This is a genomic window from Pseudomonas sp. ENNP23 (genome assembly GCF_001728945.1).
Classification (GTDB): Bacteria; Pseudomonadota; Gammaproteobacteria; order Pseudomonadales; family Pseudomonadaceae; genus Metapseudomonas; species Metapseudomonas otitidis.
In genome coordinates this window covers 111,936-128,607 of sequence record NZ_LYSP01000008.1, presented here as the reverse complement: position 1 = coordinate 128,607, position 16,672 = coordinate 111,936, and the positions used below count along the sequence as shown (strand labels likewise).

Genomic DNA, 16,672 nt, shown 5'->3' with positions numbered 1-16,672 from the left:
CCTTACCTCTTGTTCTTCAGGCTGGTGCCGAGCACCTGCAGGTAGGCCACCAGTGCGTCCATCTCGGTCTTGCCCTTCACGGCATCGGAGGCACCGGCGATGTCTTCCTCGGTGTAGGGAACGCCCAGCGTGCGCATGGCCGAGAGCTTGGCGGCGGTGTCCTTGCCGTCGAGCTTGTTCTCAACCAGCCAGGGGTAGGCGGGCATCTTCGACTCGGGCACCACGTTGCGCGGGTTGTACAGGTGCGCACGGTGCCAATCGTCGGAGTAGCGACCGCCTACGCGGGCCAGGTCCGGGCCGGTCCGCTTGGAGCCCCACAGGAAGGGGTGGTCCCACACGCTTTCACCGGCAACCGAGTAGTGGCCGTAGCGCTCGGTCTCGGCGCGGAAGGGGCGGACCATCTGCGAGTGGCAGCCGACGCAGCCTTCGCGGATGTAGATGTCGCGGCCTTCCAGCTGCAGGGCGGTGTAGGGCTTCATGCCTTCGACCGGGGTGTTGGTCACGTCCTGGAAGAACAGCGGGACGATCTGAACCAGGCCGCCGATGCTGACGGCCAGGATCATGAACAACGCCATCAGGCCGACGTTCTTCTCGATGACTTCATGCTTTTTCATCTATCGGCTCCTCAGGCGATCTGGGCGATGGCGTCGTACTCGGCCGGCTTGGCCGCCTTGACGGTGCGGTAGGTGTTGTAGGCCATCAGCAGCATGCCGGAGAGGAAGATCGCGCCGCCGATCATGCGCACCACGAAGCCGGGGTGGCTGGCTTCCAGCGCTTCGACGAAGGAGTAGGTGAGGGTGCCGTCCTCGTTGACTGCACGCCACATCAGGCCCTGGGCGATGCCGTTGACCCACATCGAGGCGATGTACAGAACGGTACCGATGGTGGCCAGCCAGAAGTGCGCGTTGATCAGGCCGACGCTGTGCATCTGCTCGCGACCGAACACCTTCGGGATCAGGTGGTACAGCGAGCCGATGGACACCATGGCAACCCAGCCGAGGGCGCCGGCGTGTACGTGGCCGATGGTCCAGTCGGTGTAGTGGGAGAGGGCGTTGACGGTCTTGATGGCCATCATCGGGCCTTCGAAGGTGGACATGCCGTAGAAGGCCAGGGAGACCACCAGGAAGCGCAGGATCGGATCGTCGCGCAGCTTATGCCAGGCGCCCGACAGGGTCATCATGCCGTTGATCATGCCGCCCCAGCTCGGAGCCAGCAGGATCAGGGACATCACCATGCCCAGGGACTGTGCCCAGTCCGGCAGCGCGGTGTAGTGCAGGTGGTGCGGACCGGCCCAGATGTAGACGGCGATCAGTGCCCAGAAGTGCACGATGGACAGGCGATAGGAGTAGACCGGACGGCCAGCCTGCTTCGGCACGAAGTAGTACATCATCCCCAGGAAGCCGGCGGTCAGGAAGAAGCCCACCGCGTTGTGGCCGTACCACCACTGGATCATGGCGTCAGTGGCGCCCGAGTAGAGGGAGTAGGACTTGGTCAGGGTGACCGGGATTTCCAGGTTGTTGACGATGTGCAGAATGGCCACGGTCAGGATGAATCCGCCGAAGAACCAGTTGCCCACGTAGATGTGCTTGGTGCGGCGCTTCATCACGGTGCCGAAGAACACCAGGGCGTAGGCCACCCAGACAACGGTGATGAGCAGGTCGATCGGCCATTCCAGCTCGGCGTATTCCTTCGAGCTGGTCCAGCCCATCGGCAGGCTGATCGCGGCGAGCACGATCACCAGTTGCCAACCCCAGAAGGTGAAGGCCGCGAGGCCATCGGACACCAAGCGGGTCTGGCAAGTACGCTGGACGGCGTAGTAAGAGGTCGCGAACAGCGCGCAGCCACCGAAGGCGAAGATCACCGCGTTGGTGTGCAGCGGGCGCAAGCGGCCAAAGCTGGTCCAGGGAAGGTTGAAATTGAGCTCCGGCCAGGCCAACTGAGCGGCAATGAGAACGCCGAGCCCCATCCCGACGATTCCCCAGACCACCGTCATGATGGCGAACTGGCGGACCACCTTGTAGTTGTAGGCGGTACTGACTTCTGTGTTCATGTGCTTGGGCTTCCGTACACGGTTTTTTAGGAATTGCCGGGAAAGCATGGTTAAACACCCGTTTTGCCCCATTGATCTGGATCAACAGCCAACAGCTAGCGGAGAAGTCCGAATGTTCGTGTGGGAGAGGCCTTCAGGCCCGACTGACAGCACCCTGATACTGGCCCACGGCGCAGGCGCGCCGATGGACAGCCCGTTCATGGATGAAATGGCGCAAAGACTTGCGCAGAGCGGCATCGCGACCGTGCGTTTCGAGTTTCCGTACATGGCCGCGAGACGCGAAGACGGGCGTCGCCGTCCCCCCAATCCGCAGGCCCGATTGCTCGATTGTTGGCGGGACGTGCATGCCCGGGTGCGACAGCAGGTCACGGGGCAACTGGCCATCGGTGGCAAGTCCATGGGCGGGAGGATGGCCAGCCTGCTGGCTGATGAGCTGAAGGCCGACGCCCTGGTCTGCCTCGGTTATCCCTTCTACGCCGCCGGCAAGCCCGAGAAGCCCCGGGTGGCGCACCTGGCGGATCTGCGCACCCGCACCCTCATCGTCCAAGGCGAGCGGGATGCCCTCGGCGACCGCGAAACCGTCGCCGGCTACTGCCTTTCCGACGCCATCCAACTGCACTGGCTGGAAGCCGCGGACCATGACCTGAAGCCTCTCAAGGCGTCCGGCCACACCCACGGCGAGCACCTCCAGGCTGCCGCCGAGCAGATCGCCCGATTCCTCAAGGGGTGAACGGGGGAGGGCGGGTCAGCGGCGCAGCAAGTCCAACGCGCCGCCGCCTTCCTTCACCGTCTGCAGGATGATTTCCGAACGGATGTCGGTCACCCCGTGGGCCCGGTTAAGGCGCGACACGATGAAGTCGGAGAACTGCTTAAGGTTGCGAGCCTGCACCCGCAGCACATAGTTGCTCGCCCCCGTCACGATGTAGGCGCTGACCACTTCCGGCCAGCCCTGTACCTGCTCCACGAAGCGCTCGTGCCAGTCCGCCTCGTCCTGGCGCATGGACACATGCACCAGCGCCTCCAACTCCACCCCCAGGCGCTCCGCGTCCAGCACCGGCCGATACCCCCGCACGATGCCGCTGTCCTCCAGGTTGCGCAGGCGCCGCAGGCAGGCCGACGGCGACAGCGAGACCCGCTCCGCCAGCTCCTGGTTGCTGATACGGCCGTCGTGTTGCAGGCAGTGGAGGATGCGAATGTCAGTGCTGTCCAGGATCATGAGAATAAAATTTCAGGAAAGTTTGTTTTTATAGAATTTACTGCGGCCACATGACGCAAGCGTCGCAAAGATAGCACGATAATTCGAAGGCCTTTGCAGCATGATTTTTTCGCCCAACGAGGAGAAGACCATGCGCAATGAGCCGTTGCTGTGGGACATCAGCCCACCCCTGAACAGCCAGACCCCCACTTGGCCTGGCGACACCCCCTTCCAGCAGCACGCCACCTGGCAGATCGATGCGCACTGCCCGGTCAACGTCGGGTGCATCACCCTCTCGCCCCACACCGGCGCCCACGCCGACGCCCCGCTGCACTACGACCCGGCTGGTGTCGCCATCGGCGCCGTCTCGCTCGCGCCCTACCTCGGCCCCTGTCGCGTCATCCACTGCCTGGACGCCGAGGGCCTCGTCGAGCCCCATCACCTGCAGCCGCACCTCGCCGGCGTTCCGCCCCGGGTGCTGATCCGCACCTGCCAGACCGCCCCGCAGGACCGCTGGCCCGACACCTTCACCGCCATCACCGCCGACGCCATCGCACTGCTCGCCGCCCATGGCGTCTGCCTGGTGGGCACCGACACCCCGTCCCTCGACCCCCAGCACAGCAAGACCCTCGACGCCCACCGCACCGTCGCCGCCCACTGCATGGCGATCCTCGAAGGTTTGGTGCTCGACGAGGTAGTCCCCGGCGATTACGAGCTCATCGCCCTGCCGCTCAAGTTCACCCATCTCGATGCCAGCCCGGTTCGCGCCGTGCTGCGTCGCCTGTCGACCTAGGAGCCGACCATGACAACAAGACAGACCTGCCTCGACCTCGACGCCCGTGATGCCCTCGCGCCCCTGCGAGATGACTTCGCCCTGCCCGAAGGCGTCATCTACCTCGACGGCAACTCCCTCGGCGCGCGCCCCAAGGCCGCCCTGGAGCGTGCCCGGCAAGTGGTGGAGGACGAATGGGGCACAGGCCTGATCGGCAGTTGGAACGAAGCCGGCTGGCGCGGCCTGCCCGAGCGCCTCGGCAACCAACTGGCCGGGCTCATCGGCGCCGGCCAGGACGAAGTGGTGATCACCGACACCACCTCCATTAACCTCTTCAAGGTCCTGGTCGCCGCCCTGCGCGTGCAGGCCCAGCGAGACCCCTCGCGCAAGGTCATCGTCACCGAAACCAGCAACTTCCCCACCGACATCTACATGGTCGAAGGCCTCGCCGACCTGCTCCAGCAGGGCTACAGCCTGCGCCTGGTGGACACCCCCGAAGAGCTGCCTGCCGCCATCGGCACCGATACCGCCGTCGCCCTCATCACCCAGGTCAACTACAAGACCGGCTACCTGCACGACATGCAGGCCCTCACCGCACTGGCCCATGAATGCGGCGCGCTGACCATCTGGGACCTCTGCCACTCCGCCGGCGCCGTGCCCATCGACCTCACCGCCGCCAAAGCCGACTACGCCATCGGCTGCACCTACAAGTACCTCAACGGCGGCCCGGGCTCCCCGGCCTTCGTCTGGGTCGCCCCCGCCCTGCGCGAACTGGTCTGGCAGCCGCTGTCCGGCTGGTGGGGCCATGCCCGCCAGTTCGGCATGGAGCCTGCCTACGAGCCGGCCCCCGGCATCGGCCGCTACCTCTGCGGCACCCAGCCGATCACCTCCATGGCCATGATCGAGTGCGGCCTCGAGGTCTATGGCCGAACCAGCATGGAGGCCCTGAGGGAGAAGTCCCTGGCCCTCACCGACCTCTTCATCGAGCGCGTGCAGGCCCGATGCGGCCAGCACCCGCTCACCCTGGTCACCCCCCTGGAGCACGCCCGCCGTGGCAGCCACGTCAGCTACGAGCACCCCGAGGGCTATGCCATCGTTCAGGCGCTGATCGAGCGGGGCGTAGTCGGCGACTACCGCGAGCCGCGCATCATGCGCTTTGGCTTCACCCCCCTCTACACCCGTTTCGTCGATGTCTGGGACGCCGCCGAACGCCTCGGCGAGATCCTCGACGGCGAAACCTGGCGGCAGGAGCGCTTCATGGCGCGCAAGCAAGTGACCTGACCACCCCGAGAGGCGCCCGGAAGGGCGCCTCCACCTCTCACCCATAACCACAACAAAAGGTCGATGAGATGAACACCGCACGATTGGCCCGCGCCGCCTTGCTCCTGAGCGGCATCACCGTTACCCCGCTGATGGCCGCCGAACGCCCCGAAGGTTTCCTCGAAGGCAGCCGCCTGCAGCTCAACCAGCGCAACTTCTACTTCCACCGCAACCTGCTCAACAACCCGGGCGGGCAGAACTATCGCGAGGAGTGGGCCCACGGCTTCACCCTCGACTACCAGTCCGGCTACACCCAGGGCACCGTCGGTTTCGGCCTGGACGCCTACGCCAACCTCGGCCTCAAGCTCGACAGCAACCGTGCCCGCACCGGCACCGACCTGCTGCCGATCGACTCCCGGGGCCGCCCCGAAGACAGCCAGGCCGAGATTGGCGGCGCCCTCAAGCTGCGTGTTTCCCGCACCGAATTGAAGTACGGCAGCCAGGCCCTCATGAACCCCGTGTTCGGCACCGGCAACGCCCGCCTGTTCGCTCCCATGCCCATCGGCTTCTCCCTCGGCAGTCGTGAGGTGGAGAACCTGCTGCTGGAGGCCGGGCACTTCACCGCCGGCAACGACGGCAACTCCACCAACAGCGACGGCGCCCTCAAGGCCCTGTTCGCCCAGGTGGAAACCCGTCGCGCCGACTACCTCGGCGGCCAGTGGACACCCAGCGACGCCACCAGCCTCTCCGTCTATGCCTCGCGCTATGAGGACATCTGGCGCCAGTACTACCTCGGCGCCGGCCAGCGCTTCGACCTGGCCGACCAGCAGGCCCTGACCCTCGACTTCAGCCTCTACCGCACCCTCGACCAGGGCCGCAGCCTGGCCGGACGGATCGACACCACCGCCTGGTCCACCTCCGCCCGCTACCGCTTCGGCGCCCATGCCCTGACCCTGGCGCACCAGCGCGTGAACGGCGACCAGCCCTTCGACTACCTCGGTTTCGACCGCCAGCCCGGCACCTCCATCTACCTCGCCAACTCCGTCCAGGTCCTCGATTTCAACGCACCCAACGAGCGCTCCTGGCAAGTGCGCTACGACCTCGATTTCGCCCCCTTCGGCGTGCCCGGCCTCAGCTTCATGAGCCGCTACATCCGTGGCGACCACATCGACGACAGCCATCGCAGCAGCCCCAGCGCCTACCAGCGCTACGGCGAGGCTGGCAAGCGTTGGGAGCGCGACATTGAGCTCGGCTATGTCGTCCAGGGCGGAACCGCCAAGGACCTCTCCATCCGCCTGCGCCAGGCCAGCATCCGCTCCACCGCCCAGGTCGGCCGGGCCGACACCGCCGACAACAACGAACTGCGGGTGATCATCGACTACCCGCTGCAACTGCTCTGAGCCCCGCATAACGACAACACCGAGGCACACGATGAACGACAAGACAGGATTCGCCGCCATCACCGCGCGGGAGCAGGGCCTCAAGCGCCAGCTCACCTCCGGCCAGATGGCCATGATCGCCATAGGCGGTGCCATCGGCACCGGCCTGTTCATGGGCAGCAGCTTCGCCATCGGCTTCGCCGGCCCCGGCGTGCTCATCAGCTACGCCATCGGCGCCCTGATCGCCCTGCTGCTGATGGGCTGCCTGGCCGAAATGACCGTCGCCCACCCCACCTCCGGCTCCTTCGGCGCCTACGCCGAGTTCTACGTCAGCCCCCTGGCGGGCTTCCTCGTCCGCTACGCCTACTGGGCCGCCATCGTCCTCGCGGTCGGCACCGAAGTGACCGCCATCGCCCTGTACATGAAGCACTGGTTCCCCGCCGTCGCCGGTTGGGTCTGGATCCTGCTGTTCTCCGCCGGCCTGGTGGTCACCAACGCCATCAGCGTCAAAGCGTTCGGGCATTTCGAATACGCTTTCTCGGCCATCAAGATCGCCGCCATCGTCGCCTTCATCCTGCTCGGCGCCTGGCTGGTGTTCGGTGGCGGCGACCCCGCCTACGGCTTCCACCACTACGTCGCCCACGGCGGTTTCATGCCCAACGGCATCTCCGGCGTGTGGATCGCCGTGATCATCTCCATCTTCAGCTACCTCAGCATCGAGATGATCGCCGTCGCCGCCGGTGAAGCCGAGCAACCGGAAGTGGCCGTCAAGCGTGCCTTCCGTGTCACCATGGCGCGCCTGCTGGTGTTCTACATCCTCACCCTGGCGCTGATCCTCGCCCTGGTGCCATGGAACCAGTCGGGGCAGGGCGAGCAGAGCCCCTTCGTCATGGTGATGGAGCAGGTGGGCATTCCCGGCGCCACCGGGCTGATCAACTTCGTCATCCTCGTTGCCGCCCTGTCGGCCATGAACAGCCAGCTCTACACCACCACCCGGATGATGTTCAGCCTCGCCCGCGCCGGCCATGCCCCGCGCATCATGGGGCGGCTCGGCAGCAACGGCGTCCCGCTCAACGCCCTGGCCCTGTCGTGTACCGGCATCGCCCTGGCCACCCTGGTCAACCTGGTGTTCCCGGAAGAGTCCTTCATGCTGATGATGGCCATCTCCATCTTCGGCGCGCTGTTCGCCTGGATGATGATCTTCCTCACCCACTACCGCTTCCGCCGCTATCACGCGCGCAACGGCGGCCTGCAACTGTCCTTCCGCATGTGGGGCTTCCCCTGGGCGACCTTGCTCGGGCTCGGGTTGATGGTGGCCGTGCTCATTACCACCGCCTTCGTCCCGGCTTTCCACATGACCCTGGTCTTCGGCATCCCCTTCCTGCTGGTGCTGTGCGGCGCCTATCGCCTGCTCACACGGCGTGCCAGCCTGCTGGTGGAGGCCGACCAGGCGCCGGTGGGGGAGAGCTGACGCCGCCGCAACCCACCTGGAAAAAGACACGCTTCGGCGTGTCTTTTTCGTTGCGGCGTCGAAGCACACGCGCCTCCATCTGCGAACCCATCGACAGAAACTCATCCCGGGGATTGACCCGGCCCATGCCCCGTTGATGATGGCGCCCTGGGCACGCCCATCCGCAGGCAGGGAAGCCGCTTCGCCGGGCGTCGAGGATGAACCCTACAAGGAAGTCGGCACCATGCAGGGCATGGCATTGATCGGGATGCTGCTGGTGGGCACGCTGCCCGCGCTGCTCCCCGGGCGGCGAGCGTTTCTGGTGGCCCTGGCCGGGGTGGCCGTGCTCTACGGGGCGCAAGTCGCCTGGTTCTTCCGGGCCGTGGAGCGGGACGCGGCCGAGGGGCCCGCCTTCATGGCCGGTATCGCCGTGCTGGGCGTCGAGCAGGTGCTCATCGTTGCCTCGATCATCGGCCGGCTCATCGCCCACTTCCTGGCCCGCCGCCTGGGCCGGTACGCGCGGGCTGGCCTGATCTGCGGGCTTGCCCTGCTGGCGACCAGCCTCTGCGCCTTCTCGCTGAGCGCTTACGCCTCGCCCATGCTCATGGGCGCTGCAGCGCCGTTCGTCTGGTTCTGCCTGGCCTTGCTGCTGGCGCCTCGCTCTCGCCCGGTCCTGTCATCCACCTGACCTGAGCCTGCTGGAAGATGCCGAGTGCCGACCCTGACGGCCAGCCGTATGCACTGCTCAGGCGCGGCGGTAGTTTGCTTGCCAAGCAGTTTCCCGACAGTTGGACAGGGAGTGTTGGCGTGCCTCCTTCGCGTAACCCGCTCGGCGAAGTTCTGCCCGGACGTTTTCGCAGCCAGTGAGGTTGAGGGGGCGCCTTTAGCGCACACCCCGTTTGGCTTGGCTACGCTGAGGAATGCCGCTCCAGCCATGGAGCGAGCACGGCGTGTTTTTATGGGTTTGAAAGTGCCTCGCCCAACGCTAAAAGGAGCTCATCATGCTGTTCAGAAAGAGCCAAGTCAGCCTTGCCCCCAAAACCCCCCAGGACGAAGCCAGCCTCCAGCGCCTGCGCGCCATAGAGGATAACGTCGCGTGCGTCTGCTTCACGCCCCGAGGTGACATCCTCACCGCCAACCCCCTGTTCCTACAGGTGGTCGGTTACACCGAGCAGGAGGTGCTCGGCAAGCACCACCGCATCTTCTGCGAAGACAGCTTCCGCAACTCCAGTGACTACGAGCGCTTCTGGACGTCCCTCGCCAACGGCATCTCCCAACGCGGCGTGTTCAAGCGCATTGCCAAGAGCGGCGCAGTGATCTGGCTGGAGGCGACCTACTTCCCCGTCAAGGACGCCACCGGTCGTGTGGTCGAAGTGTTGAAGATCGCCAGCGACGTCACCGAGAAACATGCCGACATGCTGGTGCTGGCCGCACTGAGCGATGCGCTGCGCCGCTCCATGGCGATGATCGAGTTCACCCCCGACGGCGAGATCATCGACGCCAACGACAACTTCCTACGCCTCATGGGCTACAGCCTCAACGGCCTCAAGGGCCGCCACCACCGCATGCTTTGCTTCGACGAGTTCTACAGGGAGAACCCCAATTTCTGGGCCAGCCTCAAGGCCGGCAACTTCCACCGCGGCCACTTCGAGCGCAAGACCGCCTCAGGCAGCACCGTGCACATCGAGGCCAGCTACAACCCGGTGAAGGACGAATCCGGAACCGTGTTCAAGGTGGTCAAGTTCGCCATCGACGTCACCGAACAGGTGCACCGCAACGAAGAGGTCCGGCGTGCCGCCGAACTGTCCTTTGCCACCGCCGAGGAGACCGCGCAGATCTCCAACCGGGGCATGGATTCGCTCAACCAGTCGGTGGCGATCTCCGCCACCACCCTGACCATGGTGAACACCGCCGTGGACCTCATCTCCAAGCTGAACCTTCAGGCCAAGGACATCGAGAACATCGTCACCACCATCCAGGGCGTCGCCGAGCAGACCAACCTGCTGGCCCTCAATGCCGCCATCGAAGCGGCGCGGGCAGGGGACATGGGGCGCGGCTTCGCCGTGGTGGCCGACGAAGTGCGGCAACTGGCCGGGCGCACCAGCGGTGCCACTGTCGAGATCAAGAGTGTGGTCACCGAAAACGTGAAGATGACCCAGCAGATCGACGACTACATGAAGAAGATCGAGGCCAGCGCCAAGGACAACAACGCGCAGATCTCCACCGTTGCCACCATCATGGGCGAGATCAGCCGGGGCGCCGAACACGTCGCCAAGGTGGTCTCGGCGCTCTTCAAGTAACCCTGTCGGAGGCGCCCTCCAGCGGGCTCGCCGGCTCGCTCTTCATGCGCAGCATCTCGATGCCGTGCTGCGCCACCCGCCGGCACAGCGTCGCCCGCGAGATGCCCCATGCGCGCAAGGCCAAGGCCCGCGGAGTGGGCGCTAGCCACGTGCTGGCCCCGAATGAATGCGACGTACTCGCCGAGAACCGCGCGCTCACCCAGAGCCTGGGCGCCGCGTCAGCTTCGAATGCATCGGCAACAAGCACACCGCCAAGCTCGCCATCGACGCCATCCGCAAGGCCGGCACCTGCGTGCTGGTGGGCATCTTCGAAGAGCCCAGCTCGTTCAACTGCTTCGAACTGGTGGCCACCGAGAAACAGGTCCTCGGCGCCCTGGCCTGCAACGGCGAATTCGCCGACGTCATCGCCTTCATCGCCGACGGCCGCCTCGACATCACGCCCCTGGTCACCGGCCGCATCGAGCTGGAGCAGATCGTCGAAAAGGGCTTCGAAGAGCTGGTGCACAACAAGGAGCACAACGTGAAGATCATCGTCTCGCCGCGTGCGGCATAAGCCCCGACTGTGGCCGCGAACTGCGGCCTGACCCCGGCGCCAGGCCGGGGTTTTTTTGTGGGGGAAGGGAAGGTGCCTTCATAGGAGGGGCTATTGACCAAAAATGATCATCAGTAACTGGATTCAGGGCGCTGCACCCTGCACAAGCATGTATTGATAAGGCTAAATAAATATCAGGGGTACGAAGCAAGCATGATGTCAGCGGAGTTGGCTCCAACTCCGCTGATTTGACTCGATTAAGGGCTAACTATGACCTTGATATCCGAGCCTGAGATGCTCTTGATGTATGAGTAACTCGTTCCTAGAACCGCAAGCTGCTCCTTTGACACTCTCTTCGCTGATATTGCGGGTTGTACGATTACAAACTTGAAAATCAGTTCGTGGTCGTGGCATTTGTTGCGCAGTATTTCCAGCTCCTGAGGTGTGCCTTTCAGGATTCTATCGAAACCCTTAAGTAGAGATTGCTGGTAGCGATCCATTAGCCGGTTGAAAAATTTATCGCCTGTGTACAGCCATTTCACTGATCTCGATGCCTGACCACATACCTCATAAACGTCGGCAACGCGGGCGCCCGGCTCGGCCACGCCATCTATCTTAGGGCAGAATTTGCAGTGATAAAGATCGACGTAAATAGCGTTATTGCTCTCCCGGATTGCTACTAGGTCGGCGATTTCACCCTTGCCGTCATCGTTGAAGACGATTGAGTACTCGTTAGCAATCTTGGCAAAGGTGAAACCTTGTACAGAGTCCTCACGTCGCTCCGCACGCATGGACTCTTGATGGATTTTCGTCGTTCCCCAATTCCAAGGCTCGAGCAAGTTGGCGGGTAGTTTTACATCCATGCTATTGAGCGAGTACTGACGGTAGTTTCCCTGAACCATAGATCCGTCAACCCTTAGTAATACAAGGGGTTCTCCATCCAAGTAGGAGTCCAGTGGCATTTCGTGAGGGTAAAGGATTTTTAGCCCTGGGCAGGATGTTTTGTATCCATCGTCCATCAGCATAATGGCGATGGAAGTGAGGCGGCGCTCCTCTCCATCGTTGCCTGTTACAAAAACGGGTATTTCCAACGTCCGCTCGTCACTGTACTCAGGCTTGCTAAGTTTTATGTCGAGAAGATTGAAAGTCTCTCCGTTAAAATACAATGAGATTCTTTGCTCGTTTTCGATTGTTATTGACTCAGGCCAGTCGGCGTAGAACAGGCCCTCTGGCCAACGACCTTTGATTTGCTCAACACGCATGACGTTTTTGAGAACGTCAGTGGGGTCAATGGTGTTGTCGTTGAGTTTGAGCGAAATGCGTTTGCACCACTCGATCCAATAGTTGATTGGGGAGGAGTTCATCTCCCAGATCTTGCCTTTGTGCGAGCAGCCCACGGTAGTCCGCTCTCCATTTTCAAAGCCGGTAGCGAAGATGTTGGATTTTGTTGCGTTGCCCTTCTCAATGTCGCTAATCACTTGGTTTATATCGCGCCCGACATGCATCGTGAATCGTAGGTCTTTACGGGCGCGGGATAGGCCAACATTTTGTAGCTTCAACATCTTAATGTCGTGAAGCGTACGGAAGGTTGGCTCACCGTTGATGCGACGGTGGTTTCTGGTTACCAAGTTGAGAAAGCGGGTTGCCTGGGTGTCGTCACCTGATGTGTGAATGAATAGAGTTTTCTGTTCCTTGTTATAGAAGGCGATGTAAAGATTCCAATTTATATCGATGATTTCTTCAGTCTGAGCCCATCCCACTGGTGTTTCTCGCCGAGTCACGGCGATGACGATATCGGCTTGCTCATTGATTGAGATGTACTGCAGTGTTTCTCTGCGTCCATCCAGCCCCTGTGCACGCTCTGGTGCCCAGTCTTTGGGTAAGACGTGATACGCCACAGCGCTGATTTTAGGGTTTGGGTTCAGTCCAAAAATCACTTGTGCATCGTCACCGTCAGCAAATTGCTCGTTGAAGTCCGCCCTCTCAATTTCCCGACTGACTTTTTGCTCGCTCACGTTGCGAATAACTGCACCCCAATCAGCGCTCTCTTTGTAGAGATCTGCCATCTGGTGGTCGGTCTTCTGATTGGCGATATTCGCCACAAATTTGGCATCACCAAGAGTTTTATCAACCCTCGTTAGCCTGCCAATAAACTGGAGCGTCACGGCAGGACTTTGGTGTTGATCATGAATGGCGGCGATTTTGAGCTCTGGCAGATCGAAGCCTTCGCCAAGCATGTCGACGCAAACAATGATCCGATGTTTTTTCTCGACGATATCTGCCATCACCCTGGCTCGGTTAGGCACCTTGCTGTGAATCAAGATGGGGGTGAGGTCGGGATGCTTCTTATAAATATCAAACAGGTCTGCTGCGCGTTTGTGCGATTTGGCCCGCACCATCATTAAATGGTTGTAGCCTGCCTTAAGGTCAGACCGTAGCAACTCAACTGCCTTGTCTGCTATGGCTTGGTCAGACAGCGTGAGGTTGTATTCTCGTACCGGATGGAATTCGATGGCTTTGAAATATCCATCAAGCTGTGCATCCCGGAGCGGGTAGTTGTAGATAATCTTGCCAGCCAGAGCCAGGCCATCTTCCCGGAATGGTGTCGCTGTAAACTGAATACAAGGTTTGCCTTTGAAGGCTGTTTTGATCCGATTCCAACTGGCTGCCACGACATGGTGAGCCTCATCGATCATCAGGTGGCTGCAAATATTAACCAGTGCGCTTAGAGCCGCTTCCTCAAATTGCAGTAATGCCTGAGGCGTGGCCACAATTATGTTGGCATTAACTAGTTCACTAACTTGAGTTTCAGATAATTTCGAATCAATGGCCGCAACAATAGGGTTGCGTGCCGTATCCGATACGACCCCTATGTTACGAAGTGTCCTCATCTCAGCGCACTTGTTTACCAATTGAGCTCTGAGAGCGTCCGACGGCACAAGGACTAGTGTTCGACACATTCTTGCCGCGATTACCAGCGCGAGCATCGTGTCAGTTTTTCCCGTGCCGGTTGGCATTACCACAGTGGCTGTAGCTGTAGGAGCGACCACCAGATGACCGAGGGCGGCGTAAAGCGCGGCCAGTTGCGGCTTTCGCAGGCCAGGCATCTTAGTTTCAGGATCGTCCAGATTGAAACTGAACAGATGGTTTTGCCAGCTTTGGTACACATCCGAATGCTTTATTGCTATGTCGTCCATGGCGATTACCTGAAAGCAGAAATGGATTATTGAATGGGGCGACAAAATGTTAGCACGGCCACTATTGCCTATATGCCTTTAGCGATTAGACGTAAGGACAAAGTCGACTGAGACTCGACGCTGAGTTTTTTGGTTGTTTTGTTAGCTACCTACCGATAGCTTTCATCCCCTTCAAAAACGCCGCACTCCCATGCGGCGTTTCTTTCTCCAGCAGCAGTCTAGAAAAACCGCCTCCAACTCGGCCCATCCCCCAGCCGCGGATCATCGTGCGCGGCCATAAAGCGCGGCAGATCCTGCCGGGCGATCCAGGTTTCGCTTTGCCAGTGCAGGGCGGCGATGCGCTGGTTGGCCCAGGTCATGAGGATGCGCCTCGGGCTGGCCTGCGGGTCGCGGTGGTAGTCGTGGAGGGTGGGGATCACTTCGTCGCTGAGCCACTGGCTGAGGGCGCAGTGTTCGGGGTGGCCGAAGCGGTAGAGGGCGCGATAGAGGCCGGCGTCACTGACCAGTTCCACCTCTTCGCAGCGCCCTGTGCTGTAGCGGAGAAAGGCGAAGCGGAATTGGTGGGGATAGAGGCGTTTGGTCAGGCGGTAGGGCCGGGTGGCGGCGATCATCAGGGCGAAGTCGAGGGCGACGAACCAGGGGCGGTTGTCGATCATGACGGCGCGCAGTTGGTGGCAGTGGCGTTGGAAGGTGATGGGGGTGAATGCGTCATGCATGGTGTTGCTCCAATGTCGGTTAAGGAGCTGCCACCTACGTCGCTAAACGAAAGGGTGGCAGACCGCGCAGGGTTAGCGAACCGGAGACATTGGAATCCGGCAGACCCGAGGGTCTCCCCACGCGATCTGCCATAGAGCGGTGCAGTAAAAACTGCATGCGTGCCAATGCCTGCAAGAAACATCCGCCGTTTCTCGCATGCACCAACTGGCGCAATCGCGCCAATGTCTTTCGGGTCGCTAAACCCGTCCACGGGATTGACCGTGGCCGGCGCAGGATAGGGACGGCCGAGCCCGAGGGCAAGGGGAGGAGGGGGCCGACATGGCGGCAGGCTGCCGTCTTGTCTGGGAGAAAGTGGCGGGTCTTGGGGCGGAAAGCATTACGTCAGGCCGAGCCCATGGTCAGCCGCTGACCGAGTGAGGCGGTTGCTTGAACAACTGCCTCGGCTGCTCTCAGCGGTGTGGTTGCAGGTTGGGCTGATCGGCACGTTCACCCTTCGATTCGGGATGAACGTGCCGGGGCTTACGGCCCTTCACGGTTGGCGTGGACGTGGCCGCTTTCGATCCGCCCCGCGCCACCTTTGCCACGCCCTTGTTCAAGGCCTTGTCAATCTGGGCGGCGTGCTTCGAGGCTGATGATGGGATCGCTCTGGCAGGGGCAGCGGCCATGCTGGTAGCCGCCTGACGCCACCACCTCTACAAAGCCCGCTTCACGCAGTGCGAATGCCAGTTCGTCGACGCCCCACCAACGCAAGTGGAAAAGATCCAGCTCGGTGGACTGTAAGGTGCCGTCTTGCCAATGCTGATAGTGCAGATGGGACAGCGTGGTTTGCTTGCGGTAGTCCACTTCGGCCCGGTGGCTGGTCAGCGTGAGCAGGTTGCTGCCATCCACTGTCCAGCTCCGTGCCGCCTGTGCCTCCCCGATGATGCTCTCGATGGGGTCGATGTCCATGATCAACCGCCCGCCGGGCTGCAGGTGATTCCAGAACCGCTTGAGCACGGCCATTGCGGAGGTGGTTTCGGTAATCAGCTGGAATGACCCGGCGGGCATGATGATGGCTGCGAATCGCTGGTCATAGCGGAACTGCTCGAACGTCTGCTGTGTGAGGGGCGCGGGCAGCCCTCGCGCCCGGCATTCCTGCCGGCAGTATTCGAGCATCTCGTGGGAGGCATCGAAACCCTCGATGGCCAGGCCCCTCTCCAGCAGCGGTATGAAGATCCGCCCATTGCCCACTGCGGGTTCCAGTACCGGGCCATCAACATCCGCCAGGCGCTGCTGGTAGTATTCCAGGTCTCCAAATGAATGGCCGATGGGTTTATCCAGGTGATAAATCCACGAGGCGAGTCGTCCGTATCGGTTTTGCATATCACTCTCCATGGCAAGCGCGGGATGCTACCGCAACTCGGGGGCCGTGCCTGCCTGTGAAGTCGAGCGTCCTCATGTCGCTGTTACAGCGTGCAGCCCCTGCCCATTCGGCCGGGCGTGGGGCGCGTGCGAATGGCTTGGGTTGATCGCAGCGTTCCAGTGTGGGGTGGAGGACGCTGGAGCACTGCCAGGACTAACGCCGATACCGACGTTGCCGCCGCTTTGGCCTGCTGAACAATCCCGCGTTGACGGTAGGTGGGGAACTGTCGACTCGGTCTCGACAGTCTCGTCGGAGACTCCAATGCGTGGATCGCTCTGGCTCGTGCGTTGCAGCATCTTGCGCAGTTACTCGCGAGGCAGACAGTGGCTATTTGCCTGAAATAGGAGGGTTGGCGCAGCGGTGTTTTCCTCATTCGCAGCGTCGAAACAGATGGCCGAAGTCTGCCTTGGAAAGGATA

Annotated in this window: 13 protein-coding genes and 2 pseudogenes; 9 read left to right on the top strand and 6 right to left on the bottom strand. The window is 61.9% G+C overall.

From position 1 onward, the window contains the following. Positions 1-2: 2 nt before the first annotated feature. Both ccoO and ccoN read right to left on the bottom strand, forming a co-directional pair. Entirely contained in the window at positions 3-614 is a 612-nt protein-coding gene (ccoO, locus tag A9G05_RS07005; protein ID WP_069560280.1) for a cytochrome-c oxidase, cbb3-type subunit II, read from the bottom strand. Between the two features lie 11 nt (positions 615-625). Continuing rightward, complete coding sequence (gene ccoN / locus A9G05_RS07000; RefSeq protein WP_069560279.1) at positions 626-2,050, bottom strand: cytochrome-c oxidase, cbb3-type subunit I; 1,425 nt, start codon at positions 2,048-2,050, stop codon at positions 626-628. A 46-nt stretch (positions 2,051-2,096) separates the two neighbouring features. Between ccoN and A9G05_RS06995 the strand changes: the two genes are divergently transcribed. Further along, positions 2,097-2,780, top strand: a complete 684-nt coding sequence (locus A9G05_RS06995) for an alpha/beta family hydrolase (protein ID WP_371850553.1) — start codon at positions 2,097-2,099, stop codon at positions 2,778-2,780. Positions 2,781-2,795: 15 nt separating this feature from the next. Here A9G05_RS06995 and A9G05_RS06990 read toward each other — a convergent pair whose 3' ends face one another. After that, the gene (locus tag A9G05_RS06990; RefSeq protein ID WP_069560277.1) at positions 2,796-3,266 is read right to left on the bottom strand and encodes an Lrp/AsnC family transcriptional regulator; all 471 of its coding nucleotides are present in this window, start codon (positions 3,264-3,266) and stop codon (positions 2,796-2,798) included. Positions 3,267-3,396: 130 nt separating this feature from the next. On the opposite strand from A9G05_RS06990, the gene kynB reads away from it, so the two are divergent. From kynB to A9G05_RS06955, 8 genes and pseudogenes are all read left to right on the top strand, one after another. Then, positions 3,397-4,038 (top strand): arylformamidase, encoded by a 642-nt coding sequence (gene kynB / locus A9G05_RS06985; RefSeq protein ID WP_139131096.1) that lies wholly within the window; start codon positions 3,397-3,399, stop codon positions 4,036-4,038. Positions 4,039-4,047: 9 nt separating this feature from the next. Next, complete coding sequence (kynU, locus tag A9G05_RS06980; protein ID WP_069560276.1) at positions 4,048-5,298, top strand: kynureninase; 1,251 nt, start codon at positions 4,048-4,050, stop codon at positions 5,296-5,298. Positions 5,299-5,366: 68 nt separating this feature from the next. Beyond that, positions 5,367-6,677, top strand: a complete 1,311-nt coding sequence (locus A9G05_RS06975) for an OprD family porin (RefSeq protein WP_069560275.1) — start codon at positions 5,367-5,369, stop codon at positions 6,675-6,677. 31 nt (positions 6,678-6,708) lie between these two features. Beyond that, positions 6,709-8,127: an amino acid permease gene (locus A9G05_RS06970; RefSeq protein ID WP_069560274.1), complete on the top strand. Its 1,419-nt coding sequence runs from the start codon at positions 6,709-6,711 to the stop codon at positions 8,125-8,127. Between the two features lie 136 nt (positions 8,128-8,263). After that, the gene (locus tag A9G05_RS06965; RefSeq protein ID WP_139131094.1) at positions 8,264-8,794 is read left to right on the top strand and encodes a hypothetical protein; all 531 of its coding nucleotides are present in this window, start codon (positions 8,264-8,266) and stop codon (positions 8,792-8,794) included. 313 nt (positions 8,795-9,107) lie between these two features. Beyond that, positions 9,108-9,878: pseudogene (locus A9G05_RS28370) on the top strand (PAS domain-containing protein); the annotation flags it as partial. A 78-nt stretch (positions 9,879-9,956) separates the two neighbouring features. After that, a complete protein-coding gene (locus A9G05_RS28365; RefSeq protein ID WP_371850554.1) occupies positions 9,957-10,406 on the top strand; it encodes a methyl-accepting chemotaxis protein in 450 nt (149 codons plus the stop codon). Between the two features lie 92 nt (positions 10,407-10,498). Then, positions 10,499-10,959 (top strand): annotated as a pseudogene (locus A9G05_RS06955) (zinc-binding dehydrogenase); the annotation flags it as partial. A 236-nt stretch (positions 10,960-11,195) separates the two neighbouring features. Here the strand turns inward: A9G05_RS06955 and A9G05_RS06950 are convergent. The 3 genes from A9G05_RS06950 to A9G05_RS06940 form a co-directional block, all read right to left on the bottom strand. Continuing rightward, the gene (locus tag A9G05_RS06950; RefSeq protein WP_069560271.1) at positions 11,196-14,135 is read right to left on the bottom strand and encodes a DEAD/DEAH box helicase; all 2,940 of its coding nucleotides are present in this window, start codon (positions 14,133-14,135) and stop codon (positions 11,196-11,198) included. Between the two features lie 218 nt (positions 14,136-14,353). Next, positions 14,354-14,851 (bottom strand): phage antirepressor, encoded by a 498-nt coding sequence (locus A9G05_RS06945; protein WP_069560270.1) that lies wholly within the window; start codon positions 14,849-14,851, stop codon positions 14,354-14,356. A 604-nt stretch (positions 14,852-15,455) separates the two neighbouring features. Next, entirely contained in the window at positions 15,456-16,214 is a 759-nt protein-coding gene (locus A9G05_RS06940; RefSeq protein WP_069560269.1) for a class I SAM-dependent methyltransferase, read from the bottom strand. Positions 16,215-16,672 lie beyond the last annotated feature (458 nt).

Bases quoted from the DNA above. Each gene is read 5' to 3' on its own strand.
- kynB (WP_139131096.1), top strand. From the start codon at position 3,397: ATGCGCAATGAGCCGTTGCTGTGGGACATCAGCCCACCCCTGAACAGC.
- ccoO (WP_069560280.1), bottom strand. From the start codon at position 614: ATGAAAAAGCATGAAGTCATCGAGAAGAACGTCGGCCTGATGGCGTTG.
- A9G05_RS06990 (WP_069560277.1), bottom strand. From the start codon at position 3,266: ATGATCCTGGACAGCACTGACATTCGCATCCTCCACTGCCTGCAACAC.
- kynU (WP_069560276.1), top strand. From the start codon at position 4,048: ATGACAACAAGACAGACCTGCCTCGACCTCGACGCCCGTGATGCCCTC.
- ccoN (WP_069560279.1), bottom strand. From the start codon at position 2,050: ATGAACACAGAAGTCAGTACCGCCTACAACTACAAGGTGGTCCGCCAG.
- A9G05_RS06975 (WP_069560275.1), top strand. From the start codon at position 5,367: ATGAACACCGCACGATTGGCCCGCGCCGCCTTGCTCCTGAGCGGCATC.
- A9G05_RS06950 (WP_069560271.1), bottom strand. From the start codon at position 14,135: ATGGACGACATAGCAATAAAGCATTCGGATGTGTACCAAAGCTGGCAA.
- A9G05_RS06995 (WP_371850553.1), top strand. From the start codon at position 2,097: ATGGTTAAACACCCGTTTTGCCCCATTGATCTGGATCAACAGCCAACA.
- A9G05_RS06965 (WP_139131094.1), top strand. From the start codon at position 8,264: ATGATGGCGCCCTGGGCACGCCCATCCGCAGGCAGGGAAGCCGCTTCG.
- A9G05_RS06945 (WP_069560270.1), bottom strand. From the start codon at position 14,851: ATGCATGACGCATTCACCCCCATCACCTTCCAACGCCACTGCCACCAA.
- A9G05_RS28365 (WP_371850554.1), top strand. From the start codon at position 9,957: ATGGATTCGCTCAACCAGTCGGTGGCGATCTCCGCCACCACCCTGACC.
- A9G05_RS06940 (WP_069560269.1), bottom strand. From the start codon at position 16,214: ATGCAAAACCGATACGGACGACTCGCCTCGTGGATTTATCACCTGGAT.
- A9G05_RS06970 (WP_069560274.1), top strand. From the start codon at position 6,709: ATGAACGACAAGACAGGATTCGCCGCCATCACCGCGCGGGAGCAGGGC.